Source organism: Chitinophaga pinensis, from assembly GCF_007896845.1.
Classification (GTDB): domain Bacteria; phylum Bacteroidota; class Bacteroidia; order Chitinophagales; family Chitinophagaceae; genus Chitinophaga; species Chitinophaga pinensis_C.
On record NZ_VOHS01000007.1, the window covers coordinates 146,926 to 159,747 of the forward strand.

A 12,822-nucleotide genomic window follows, 5' to 3' on the forward strand; every position below is an offset into this window, starting at 1 on the left:
TCCAATGAATGCAACTGCGACTTCTTCCTTAAAAGAACAATGGCTGAATTTCCGTGAACAACAACCGAAAACAAGAATCCGTGATGCTGCCAGTCAGCTGCAGGTGAGCGAAGGCGAAATCGTTGCCGCATGCACCGGATCAACCGTTAAGCACCTGAAGAATGAATTCCCTGCCCTGATGCAGGCGATGCCGGCACTGGGTAAGGTGATGGTGCTGACCCGCAATGAAAATTGTGTAATAGAACGTAAAGGCGTTTTTGAAATAGTAAATACTGAAAACAAGCATGTCGGTACCGTATTAGGTAAAGATATCGACCTGCGTATGTTCTTCTCCCGCTGGAAATATGGTTTCGCCGTAGAAAACGACGAAAGTATCGGCTTCAAAAAATCTATTCAGATCTTTGATGCACAGGGTGGTGCCATCATGAAAATATATGCAGTAGACCAGACTGATCTCAGCGCGTGGGATAAAGTGGTTGCTGACTTCACTGCTGTTGATCAGGTGGCTGCTATCACTGTCGCACCAGCGCCTGCTGCACCAGTATATAATGATGCAAATGCAGATGCTGCTTCCTTCCTTGAAGGATGGGCGAACCTGCAGGATACGCATGATTTCTTCCCATTACTGATGAAGCATAAATTATCCAGAACAGGTGCACTTGAACTGGCAGAAGGTAAATTCTCCCGTCGCGTAAGCAGCGAGTGTGTAAAAACATTGCTTAATCAGGCCTCAGCAAGTGGGCTGGAAATAATGGTGTTCGTAGGTAACCCGGGTAATATCGAAATTCATACTGGTCCGGTACAGAAGATCCTTGAGATTCCAAACTGGATCAATGTAATGGATGAAGACTTCAACCTTCACCTGAAAACAGACACCATCGCACAATGCTGGGTAGTAGAAAAGCCATCCGTAGATGGTATCGTCACTTCTTTGGAAGTGTTTGATGCCGCCGGTGAAATGATTGCACAATTCTTTGGCAAACGTAAGCCGGGCAATCCGGAACTGGAGCCATGGAGAGCATTGGCTGCAAGTCTGTAATAACTGTTGTTTTCTATAAACCTGCAATAGTTGAAGCGCCTTCATTTACATGGAGGCGCTTTTGTTTTTCCCTAATAGACAAATCGTTTTCCTCATTCGAGCATCTAACCTTCACACAACGTAGTACTTTTGATCTGTGCGAAAGAGTAATTGATATTAAGATTTATTGCTGCAAACATCCATTGTTTGTCAGCTCCAAAAAGAAACTATACTATCCTCGGGAACCCTTTATCAGTGAAGTTTATCTGCAATTGCCGGCAGTGTGCACGCTGCCTGGCGATCCAGATGACTACACAAACCCTTAAACAAAAATATATGTGCGATATCAGACCATTGTGGAATAAGAATAAGGCGCAGATCAGCCATTGTGCAAATTGCCAGACCGTATATATATGGCATAATAACCTTATCCTGAATTTCACTCCTAAAGATTTTCAATTGTTTCATGAAACACTCGAACATCAGGACTTCTACGATTGCAGTATGATGTTCCCGGATGGAGAAGAAAGAGTCATTGTACATTCTCCGTGCAGAGATATCAGTTTTACATTTACATTGCAGGAATGGCTGGATATGAAAGAGGCAATGGGTGAAGCAATTCTGCTGCAACAGGTATATGATCTGATCCGCTAGTGTTTTTCCTTTTTGCGTAAATCTTTTTCCTGAATAGATAAACGCGTTCGTTCAACGCATGCTTATCTTGCATGCATTATTTACTCCGCCAGATATCCGGTATTACACTATGGCTGCAATCTCCGCCCGCAGTTTGTGTAATACAAAAGCATTATTCATTTAACCGTAAGTACCAGTATGCGTCGTTGTGTTGTTTATAACATATAACGACAAGGGATTTTTATGCAATTTTTTTAAAGGGGTCAATGCTACTATACTTTATGAGGTCACAATTTATTGTGTTATGTCTGTCTATTGCCTTATGCAATAGCGCATGGGCGCAGTCTGCAAAACAGAAAGCACCTGACAGTGTTATCACTGATTCCGTACGTTTACGTGATGTAGTGGTAACAGGTCAGTATACCCCACAATCCCTGAAGCAATCTGTGTATCAGGTGAGAACTATTTCCAGTGAATATATTAAACTGCGGGGTGCTACAAATGTACTCGGTGTACTGGATAATCAGTTAGGTGTACGCTTTTCCAATGATGCCACATTAGGTGAAACAGATGTGGAAATCATGGGAATGTCAGGTACGAATGTAAAGATCTTACTGGATGGTGTGCCATTGGTAGACAGAGGTAGCACGCGTCAGAGTCTTTCTCAGATAGATATCAATACCATCGAAAGAATAGAGATTGTTGAAGGCCCTATGTCTGTGGTCTATGGTACAGACGCACTGGCAGGTGTCATCAATATCATCACTAAAAAATATCATGGCAGAGAACAGTTGTCTGTAACTGCCCGTGTACAGGAAGAAACCGTTGGTAAAGAGTATGCTGCTTTCAAAGGAGAAGGCGTACATAATGAGAATATCGGTGTACAATGGGGACATAAAGGCTTCTTTGCCGGCGCAGGTCTTACCAGAAATGATTTTGGTGGATGGAGTGATTCACTTACCGGTCGCCGGAAAGCGTGGAAGCCCAAAGATCAGATCATTGCCAATGGTTCCTTCGGTTATAGCAATGAAAATCTCAAAGTATGGTACCGCCTTGATTATCTCGATGAAGATATCATCAGCCGCGGTGATATTAATTATGATAACGGAAAGGCGACTGATCAGCATTATCTGACAGATCGCTTTACACATCAGGCGCAGGCCGTATGGCAGGTGAATAAGGACCTTGGTATTAACGCAACCGCTTCTTATCAGAATTACAAGCGCATCACGCGTACAACAATAAGAGACTTTACTAATAATACAGAGGCACTGGCTACTGATGCTGGTGCACAGGATGTGTCTGAGTTTAATACGATTTTCTTCAGAGGAACAGCGCAGTATACATTTTCTCCGGTATGGTCTTTCCAGCCGGGTATAGAATACCGTCGTGATGGTTCTTCCGGACAGCGTATACTGGGCACGCCTTATATCAATGACTATTCCGTATTTCTATCTGCAGAGATCAAACCGGTACATTGGCTGAATATACGTCCGGGTGTAAGGTTGAGTGAAAACTCTGTATACGATGCACCACCGGTGATCCCTTCTGTCAATACAAAATTTGCCCTGCGGGATAACCTTGATCTGCGTCTCTCTTATGCACGTGGCTTCAGAGCACCGGCCTTACGGGAACTGTATTTCTATTTCTTCGATGCCAGTCACTCAATCAAAGGTAACAGTGATCTGAAAGCTGAATACTCCAACAGTTTTACGGGTTCTGTCAGCTGGCAGGCGGTTGAAAAAGGACCAGTACGCGTAGGTGTAACTGCTACCGGATTTTACAATGACTTCAATAACAGAATAGATATTGCCACCATCAATGGTTCAGATACCTCTACATATGTTAACATCAGTAAGTTTAAAACAACAGGTGGTACTTTAAGCGGTGTATTGAACTGGAAAGATCTGCAGGTGAATGCAGGCTTCTCTTATATCGCACGGTATAATCAGTTTGCCGATAATGAAACCTACAACAAAGACTATCCTACACCGGAATTTACATGGACGCCGGAAGTGAATGCGAATATCACCTACAATTTCAGAAAGATCGGGGGCGCCTTAAACCTCTCATATAAATTCAATGGGGAGCGCCCTGCTTATGAAGAAGTGACAACTGCAGTTCCTTCTTTTATTCACGAGATAAGGACACAGTCTTTTCATCAGGCCGACTTCACCGCAACGAAAACTATTACACAATACGTAACGGTAAATGCAGGTGTCAGAAACCTGTTTAATAATACCAATATCAACAATTCAACATTGACCAGCGGACAGGCTCATACTGCAGGCGGCGTATTGCCGATGTGGTATGGACGGTCTTATTTTCTGGGATTAAGCTTCAACTGGAACAGGAACAAATAATTATTGATCAAATAAATACAATCAAACAAAAATGGCTATGAAATTAAGCAGACTTCTCCTCGTACTTGCTGTCGGAACCGTATTCAGTGCATGTAGTAAAGACGAGGATCCTACCGTTGTAATACCACCTTCTGATGGTTCTCAGCTTACGCTGAATGGCGGTGGAGGCACAGGCTCCCCTAATACTGTATATGTAGATTTCAGCTCTGACTCAACTGCAACAAGAGGCCGTACCAGCTGGTCACTCGGTTTCTACAGTGGCGCTGAATATCGTGTTATCCTTAACGGCTTTACTTCTATCAGCGCAAAAGCTTTAAATAAAACAGATATCAATACTGTTAATATCGAAGATACCGCAGGTATCAGCCTCGCTATCGGACAGGGACAGGGTACACTGGCAATGATCGACGACGTATATGGCGATCTGACCAAAACTGCTATCGCTGAAGTATCAGCTACTGAAGCAAACAATAAAGTATACCTCGTAAAACCAGAAACTTCTTCCGCAACTGATCCTGCTACCTGGTACAAGATCCGCGTTACAAGAAGTGGCAATGGTTATACTTTACAGTATGCAAAACTGAAAGAAACTACTATCAAAACAGCTACGATCACTAAAGATAATAGCTTCAACTTTACTTTCTTCTCTCTGGAAAATGGTAACACTGTAAATGTAGAGCCTAAGAAAGCGGATTGGGATATTGCATGGTCTTATGCTGCTTACTATACAGCAACCATTCCTTATTTCTTCTCTGATTTCGTGGTGACCAACCAGTATGCAGGCGTAACTGCAGCTAAAGTAGACAGCACTGTGATCAGCTACAATAATTTCTCAGCATCTAATATCGCAACCCTTACATTCTCTGACAAACGTGATGCAATTGGTAGCAGCTGGAGAGCCACTACCGGCGCAGGCATCTATAAAAACTTCTACTATGTGGTGAAAGATGCCAACGGCAACTACTACAAACTGAAGTTTGTAAGCATGGGTCTTGCAGACGGCGGTGTAAGAGGTTATCCTGTGATAGAATACAAGCTGGTACAATCAGCAAAGTAGTCATGTGAATGATTTCCAGATAGCGTATAATAGCAAAAACGCCTTCACTATTGTGAGGGCGTTTCTTTTTGAGGATTGTTTTCCCGATTGCGTAAGTCATTTTCCCGTTTCGTCATTAACTTGTCAGTAGTCCGTACTAATTTTACAATACTACTCCGCCCGACAATCATTTTATTATTTCCGTAACCCGTACTATCGACCCGTTCCCTACAGGCACAGGGATATTCGTACCGGCATCTTAACCAATGTATATCAGAAAGGATTTTTACACTTCAATCATCTTGCTGTGTGTGGGACACCAGTGGGCGATGGCCCAGACTGACACTTCCAGGGCTAAGGACCTGCAGGGAGTGGAAGTAAAAGCCGTGCGTCTGGAAACGCTGACCAGCAAATCCGCCATGCCGGTAACAATCATCAACAGAAAAACGCTGGAGATGATGGGTAGCCGCAGACTGGATGAGGTGATGCGTGAACAGACCGGTGTGAACATCGTGAATGATATAGCCGCCGGATCACGTGCAATCGGTATGCAGATGCAGGGCTTTAGTTCGGATTATATCCTGATACTGATAGACGGACAGCCAATGATAGGCCGGAATGCAGGAAATTTTGATCTGTCGCGTATTACCGTTTCCGATATTGAGCGGATTGAAATAGTGAAAGGTGCATCATCCAGCCTGTTTGGTAGTGAAGCACTTGGTGGTGTGGTGAATATTATCACCCGCCAGAAAGTAAACGCTACACAAGGACAGGCAATCCTGCGGTATGGTTCACAAAATACACAGGATGCAACGCTGGAAGGAGAAATGCCTTTTGCAAAAGAAAAAGGTTCGGTGTCGCTGTCAGGTAATTATTACCATACAGATGGCTACAATGTGAACAGTTATCTCAGCAGAGGAGCAACAGCGCCGCCATATGATAGTTATAGTCTGCAGTCCCGCTTACGCTATCGTTTAAGCAATGTACATCAGTTATTGCTTTCAGGTAGATGGGCCTTGCGTAATTCACAGAATGAATCTGTATATAGTAGTGGTCAGACTGAAAACAGTACAAAGGATGTATTAAGTGAAAGTGATGTAAATGCCTCTGCTGTAATACAGTCTTCAGTCAGTAAACGATTCCGCCTGAATAGTCAGTATTATCTGACGCGCTATAGCTCCAGTCAGGATGTGAGCACAGGTAAGCAGGTCGCCTTGAAAGCAAATGATTTTACCCAATATTTTCACCGGCTGGAAGAACAGTTTCTATATACACCTTCAGACAAACTATCCTTTACCGGTGGCGCAGGCGTCAATCTGGAAAGAATGAATGATACAGAGTTTCATGGAGGCAATGATATGTGGAGCGGTTATGCTTATGCGCAGGGTGACTGGAAGGTGCTGACTAAACTAATGGCGCGTATAGGACTCAGATATGACCACAATGGGTTTTATGGTGGCCGGTTAAATCCGGTTGCGGGCATCAGTTACAATGTAAGTGAAAAAGTATTGCTGAGAGCTGCTGTCGGTACTGGCTATAAGACACCCGATTTCAAGAAGCGTTATCAGGTGTTTACTAATCCGCAGGCAGGATATACCGTGCTGGGGTAGAAGAAGTAGCAGGAACGCTGGCGGAGATGCAGGCGGCAGGATTGATCAGTGAGATCAGACCGCTTGCCCGTAACATCAGCGCCGCGTTAAAACCAGAAACTTCTGTGTCTTACAATGCGGGGGTGAGTATACAGGCACATACTGCCGTTAAACTGGATTTAAATGTATTCTATAATAGTCTGCACAATTTCATTAACACGGTGCAGGTCGCTACCAGAACAAATTATCAGCCTGTTTATTCCTACATCAATCTTGATCGTTCCTATACTGCCGGTGCAGAAGCCGGCGTAGTGGTAAGTCCGCTGAAAGGACTGGATATCTCCGCAGGATACCAGTTACTATACGCAAAAGACAGAGGGGTGATGGATTCTATCCGTAATGGTAAGTATCCGTACAATAAAGTGCGGAACAGCAATACGGGGGAAACAAATACCTCAAGAGTGAGTGATTATATCGGATTGGAAAACAGGTCCCGACATATGGCTAATCTGCGGTTATTCTATGAATATGCACCCTGGGGCATCAGTGCTACCTGTCGTGTAACATACAGGAGTAAGGCCGGATATGACGATGCTAATAACAACCGTTTTCTGGACAGGTATGATACCTTCATTGCAGGCTATGCGATGTTGTATGCTTCTCTCGAAAAGAAATTATGTAAGAACCATTTATCCGTACAGATAACGGCGGATAATCTGACCAATTATACAGACATGCTTATGCCCGGTCAGCCCGGGCGCATCTTAATGGCCGGTTTAAAATGGCGCTTTTTTAAATAAATGAAACCATGCGATACGCAACCCTGATCTGTATGTTAGCCGCTACCTTGTTAGCAGCCTCCTGTAAAAAGGATGAAAATAAGGATACAAAAGCCAGTTATGAAGATGGCGTGAGCACCGTTATCTATGATCTGGCCGGTGATACGGAAGCTTCTGTGGCTGATGGTGTAGAGGGAAAAGAACGAAGACCATTCAAAAGCTTCTATTTCAAATTAAAGACAAAGCTGCAGTCGTGGGATAGTACAGCGGCGAACCGTCGTAGTAATAGCTGGGATCTGGCTTTTACTGATGTGTATAATGCATTGGTATATGTGAATGATGGCAGCAATGCAAATGGTCCGGGTTACGGCGGACCGGGAAAAGGACTGATCATGGCGATTGATTCTCCTTATGCAAAAGTCACAACGGCGCCTTCTCCGGAAGCAATGAAAGAGAATAATCTGAAGTTTGCCGGTTGGGATGGATACCCACAGGTTTACAATACGGGCTGGTACTTTTATTCATTAACAACCCATCTGGCTATTCCCATAAAGAATCGCACGTTTGTCCTCATGACAGCTGAAGGTAAATATGCAAAGCTGGAACTGATCAATGTATATCAGGGTAATCCACCGGCGGTAACTGACCTCTACTGGCCTGCGCCTTATTTCACCTTCCGTTATTATGTACAGGAAGACGGGAGCAGGAACCTGAGAACGCCCTGATAAGCAATTACTTTACTAAGTACACTCATTTTATGCAAAAGATCACTCTTTTATGCATGGCCCTTGCCATGTTCATTATTGCCTGCTCAAAAGGCGACAAAAATACCCCGGAGGTACCAACACCGGAGGATACCACTACGGTTGTCGATGTGAAAACAGGTGTATATACGCTGGTCAATCTGGCTGCGGATACCAATGCCACATCCGGTGCTGCTGCAAAGACGTTCTATTATAGTCTGGAAACCCAGCGTACCATTCCTGCGTCACAGGTGCAGACATCTAACTGGGATATCGCCTTCAGTGGCACATACAACAGTACGATCCTGATCAACAATGGTAAGGCGAAATTCTCTCCGGGATATGGTGGTCCGGGTATAGGAGGGATCTATCTGGTAAAAGATGCCGCTATTGATGCGGAATATTATGGCGGTGCGCAGAAAGCGATGAAAACAATCCCGGCGCGCAGGTTATTTGATAGTGCTTTTGCACATATAAAAACAATGCCGGTCAATGATGAGCAGTTGCTGACGAATGACGGTGTGGGACTGGACTATTTTGGTCCGAGTACTGACGGATGGGCATTCTATGATTTCTACGGTTTACAGTTTCCTTCATCACCGGCTGATAGTGTAGCCCACGTATGCTACAGTATGCCACGCGCATTGATTATCAAAACCGCTAAAGGGCATTATGTGAAAATGGTGATCTATAGTATTTACAAAGGCGCACCTGAATTGCCGACCCGTTCTTATAAACCCGGATTTGTGACGTTTAAATATGCTATCCAGAAAGACGGCACCAGAAATCTCGACCTGAAATAATCAATCTCAATATATACCTGCAATGAAGATCAAAAATCTGCTGCTGCCGGCATTGTCAGTCATGCTGCTGGCGACTGCCTGTAAGAAAACGGAAACAATTGAACCGCCTGCTCAGGCGAATAACAGGATACTCTCCTACAAGGTGACCAACGTACCCGATGCGGCCGTATACGGGGCGATTGACGACGATAAAGGGACAATTACACTGATACTGCCATACTACTATTTTCTGACGGCTATTCAGCCTGAAATCAAGGTTTCTGAAGGGGCGACAGTAACACCCGGCAATGGTATACTGATCGATGATATTACAAAAAAACTGACAGAAGGAACAAGCGTCGCATATGTAGTAACAGGTAAAGATGGCAGCAAGGCCACCTACAACCTGGTCCTGACTACCCAGCAACCGGATATTGCGGTGGACGAGCTATCGCCGGATCCTGCGAATCCTCTGGTCTTGTACCATAGTGATCCGTCTACTTTTCAGTTCAATTTCTTCAGCATCACCGGAAAGAATTTCATACCACAACAGGAATCACTGGGGATCTTTTCCACTATCAGTTACCTGAATGAACAGGGTACGGTGGTATATACTGCTGTCAACGGAGACAACTTTACCAACAGCATTGGTACGGCTGTCCCATCTGCAGCACAATTGCCTGCAGGTTTATACCGTATCCGGGTAACTTCTTATACACGTTCGGCAACGATGAAGAATCCTGTAAAAGTTGAGACGCTCTAAACGTTCTGTAATCATCTACATCAATTGAATGACCATGACATTTTTTAATAAAACATATTCTCAGGTAGTAGCCACCGTATTGCTGGTATACTGGATGATAGCCGGCGCCTGTAGCAAAGAGAAGGTGGAAGCGCCTTATCCTTATCATGAACTGAAGACATTTAAAATCGTTGCCACTACCGGTGATACCATTCAGGCTGCTGTTGCAGATGGAAGTATCATACTATACTGGCCATTTGACGAACCGGTACCGGCAACCATCACGCCGTTGATATCAGTGTCTGACAAGGCAACTGTGTCACCTGCTTCAGGTACAGCTATTGCCATAAAGGACAGTGTATCTTATGTGGTGACTGCACAAACGGGTGCTACTGCTTCTTATAAACTACGGGTGATTGTGAATCAGCCGGACCTGCAGATCAATGATGGGATTGATATGGCCGGACAGCTGGGGGCTAATATGAGTATCGGGGGAATTACCTATTTGATACCAGATGTGAATATATCAAGTGCTTATCTGGTATCAGCAACAGGCGTGGAAACCAAATGTACGATCAATGGTTTCACAGAGCTGGGCGCTAATGACTATGCACTGGAAATGGCTACACCTGATGTGGATACAGGTAGCTATAAACTGAAAGTGGTGAGTGCCACTAAGACAGTAACAAGCGAAAGGGCTTTTGTAAAAGTCATCTATCCTTTGCCATCTGTAGTCGCACCGACAACGGCGATCACAGTTAAGAGAGGAGGCACATTTACTTTAAACGGCACTAATATGAGAGGTATGCTGGCAGGAAGAGCCCGGCTGACCGGCGGACAGACCTATTACGATCTGGAGCTGGCGGAGTTTGACCTGACAAGTGTGACGTATCGTATACCTGCCGATTTCCCATTGGGGAATTATAACCTGTTGCATGCGGCCTTCCGGAATTATCAGGGAGTGACGGTATATATGCGTGCAGGAACAATTAATCCGGTTCTGATCATTACAGAATAAACATTGTCAATGGCGGCTGCCATACCGGAAAAGAAGAGAGCCGGACACTGGTACTGTCCCGGCTCCCCGAAGATCCGGAGAACAAATATCTTATCCTTAACATTTTAAAACTCTAAAAATGAAAATCTTAGACACTGCCCCCAAATCAGCAGCCAAAACTACAAAAAATATTGCTCGCTCATTCTACGCGGTAGCGCTGGGTGCTATGGCAATATTCTCTTCCTGTCAGAAAGAGGGTGACCAGACAGCTCCTGCATTGTCTGGTGCTGATGTGACCACAGCGGCTACTAATCCGTCTACTGGTCAGACAGTATCTTTTAACTGCGATAGCACTTATGGTACCGTAACGCTGGATGCCAGCGGCGTGTATAACGTGGCAAACTTTTTCCAGGGAATACAGGGTACTACCGGTAATCCTCCGCACATTGCACATTCTATTTACTACTACAGCCTTGCCGACAATGATGGTGGTTGCGATGGTTATGACCTGATCTTCAGTGGTACTGCCAATGCAGATATCAGCGTTCCTGCAGGTTATACTTTACAATACACCACAACTGCTTTTGCGAGCATCACATCTTCTACCACAGGTACTTCCGTGAGCACTTTCGGTTACAACCGTATCCTGATGGCGCCGCCAACAGGTGCTACCACACTGAACACAGCTCATCCGGGATGGTATAACTATGATGTGGTAAATCACATTGTATATCCTATCGCTGAATGGGGTGTGGAAGTAAGTCTGATCGTAACGACCAGCACAAATGTAAAGTACAAAGTACAGTTACAGGACCTGTATTCAAACGGTACGCCTAATGCGACTGTACAGGCTAATAACTTCCCGTTCTTTAAATTCCGTTACAAGAGACTTAACTAATCTTTTTTTACTTTTTATCAGGCCAGCCGCCCTGACAAAAAAGAAGGGCGCATCATTCTCATGATGCGCCCTTTCTGATTATCTACATGCAGTTAAGCGAGGCTTATAATGCAGTTTTTACAGTTTTGATGATTCTCGCTGCAACTTTGTAAGGATCTGCTGCGGAGTTTGGACGTCTGTCTTCCAGATAACCTTTCCAGCCTCTTTCTACAGTGGCAACAGGGATACGGATGGAAGCACCACGGTCAGATACACCGTAGCTGAAATCGTGGATAGACGCAGTTTCGTGCAGACCTGTCAGACGCAGGTGGTTGTCAGCACCGTATACATCGATGTGCTCACTTACCACAGGACGGAAAGCTTCACATACTTTGTCATACACAGCCTTGTCACCAGCAGTTCTCAGCAGAGTGTTGGAGAAGTTAGCGTGCATACCGGAACCATTCCAGTCCAGAGTACCTAATGGTTTACAATGCCAGTTGATAGAAACACCGTATTTCTCACCGATTCTTTCCAGTAAGTAACGGGCGATCCAGATCTGGTCACCAGCTTCTTTCGCACCTTTTGCGAAGATCTGGAATTCCCACTGACCCGCAGCTACTTCCGCGTTGATACCTTCAACGTTCAGACCAGCTTCGATACAAACGTCCAGATGTTCTTCAACGATATCACGACCGAAGGCGTTATTAGTACCTACAGAGCAGTAGTACTGACCCTGTGGGTTTGGATATCCATTATCAGGGAAACCTAAAGGCTTATTGTTACTTGGGTTCCACAGGAAGTATTCCTGTTCGAAACCAAACCAGAAATCATTATCATCATCTTCAATAGTAGCACGACCGTTCGTAGCGTGTGGTTTACCATTTGCTTCCAGCACTTCGCACATTACCAGATACGCATTCTTTCTCTGAGGATCTTTTACAAAGAAAACTGGTTTCAGCAGACAGTCTGAAGAACCACCTGGCGCCTGTTTAGTAGAAGAACCGTCAAAGCTCCACATTGGAAGATCTTCCAGTTTACCACTGAATTCTTTTTCGATTTTGGTTTTACTTCTCAGGCTTTGGGTTGGTTGATAACCATCCAGCCAGATGTACTCAAATTTTACCATTGGACTAATTGATATTTAATTATTTGTGCACTCCTGCAAGCGATCGTTTTGGCATTGTGGTGTCTTTTCCCCCTATACACTTCCTTTTGTACAGTTTGGTCGATTCGCTATGCAAAGAAAGTTATTAAAGCTGT

General features: G+C 44.5%; 12 protein-coding genes. 11 read left to right on the forward strand and 1 reads right to left on the reverse strand.

Annotation, left to right across the window (positions count from 1 at the left end; translation table 11 throughout):
• The first annotated feature begins 4 nt into the window (after window positions 1–4).
• The 11 genes from FEF09_RS09640 (at window position 5) to FEF09_RS09690 (ending at window position 11,580) form a co-directional block, all read left to right on the forward strand.
• A complete protein-coding gene (locus FEF09_RS09640; RefSeq protein ID WP_146304912.1) occupies window positions 5–1,039 on the forward strand; it encodes a hemin-degrading factor in 1,035 nt (344 codons plus the stop codon).
• Between the two features lie 315 nt (window positions 1,040–1,354).
• Window positions 1,355–1,672 carry a DUF6686 family protein gene (locus FEF09_RS09645; RefSeq protein WP_012794783.1) on the forward strand — a complete coding sequence of 106 codons (318 nt, stop codon included), beginning with the start codon at window positions 1,355–1,357 and terminating at the stop codon, window positions 1,670–1,672.
• Between the two features lie 260 nt (window positions 1,673–1,932).
• The gene (locus FEF09_RS09650; protein WP_261387399.1) at window positions 1,933–4,014 is read left to right on the forward strand and encodes a TonB-dependent receptor plug domain-containing protein; all 2,082 of its coding nucleotides are present in this window, start codon (window positions 1,933–1,935) and stop codon (window positions 4,012–4,014) included.
• Between the two features lie 37 nt (window positions 4,015–4,051).
• A complete protein-coding gene (locus FEF09_RS09655) occupies window positions 4,052–5,071 on the forward strand; it encodes an HmuY family protein (RefSeq protein ID WP_186774261.1) in 1,020 nt (339 codons plus the stop codon).
• A 290-nt stretch (window positions 5,072–5,361) separates the two neighbouring features.
• Complete coding sequence (locus FEF09_RS09660) at window positions 5,362–6,660, forward strand: TonB-dependent receptor plug domain-containing protein (RefSeq protein WP_186774262.1); 1,299 nt, start codon at window positions 5,362–5,364, stop codon at window positions 6,658–6,660.
• Window positions 6,661–6,686: 26 nt separating this feature from the next.
• Complete coding sequence (locus FEF09_RS09665) at window positions 6,687–7,439, forward strand: TonB-dependent receptor domain-containing protein (protein ID WP_146304916.1); 753 nt, start codon at window positions 6,687–6,689, stop codon at window positions 7,437–7,439.
• An 8-nt stretch (window positions 7,440–7,447) separates the two neighbouring features.
• Window positions 7,448–8,143: an HmuY family protein gene (locus tag FEF09_RS09670; RefSeq protein WP_146304917.1), complete on the forward strand. Its 696-nt coding sequence runs from the start codon at window positions 7,448–7,450 to the stop codon at window positions 8,141–8,143.
• Window positions 8,144–8,175: 32 nt separating this feature from the next.
• Window positions 8,176–8,964 (forward strand): HmuY family protein, encoded by a 789-nt coding sequence (locus tag FEF09_RS09675; protein ID WP_146304918.1) that lies wholly within the window; start codon window positions 8,176–8,178, stop codon window positions 8,962–8,964.
• Between the two features lie 22 nt (window positions 8,965–8,986).
• Complete coding sequence (locus tag FEF09_RS09680) at window positions 8,987–9,706, forward strand: hypothetical protein (RefSeq protein WP_146304919.1); 720 nt, start codon at window positions 8,987–8,989, stop codon at window positions 9,704–9,706.
• Window positions 9,707–9,740: 34 nt separating this feature from the next.
• The gene (locus FEF09_RS09685; RefSeq protein WP_146304920.1) at window positions 9,741–10,703 is read left to right on the forward strand and encodes a hypothetical protein; all 963 of its coding nucleotides are present in this window, start codon (window positions 9,741–9,743) and stop codon (window positions 10,701–10,703) included.
• 118 nt (window positions 10,704–10,821) lie between these two features.
• Window positions 10,822–11,580: a hypothetical protein gene (locus tag FEF09_RS09690; protein ID WP_146304921.1), complete on the forward strand. Its 759-nt coding sequence runs from the start codon at window positions 10,822–10,824 to the stop codon at window positions 11,578–11,580.
• Window positions 11,581–11,683: 103 nt separating this feature from the next.
• On the opposite strand, the gene FEF09_RS09695 is transcribed toward FEF09_RS09690, so the two are convergent.
• The gene (locus tag FEF09_RS09695; protein WP_146304922.1) at window positions 11,684–12,688 is read right to left on the reverse strand and encodes a glutamine synthetase beta-grasp domain-containing protein; all 1,005 of its coding nucleotides are present in this window, start codon (window positions 12,686–12,688) and stop codon (window positions 11,684–11,686) included.
• Between the last annotated feature and the right edge of the window lie 134 nt (window positions 12,689–12,822).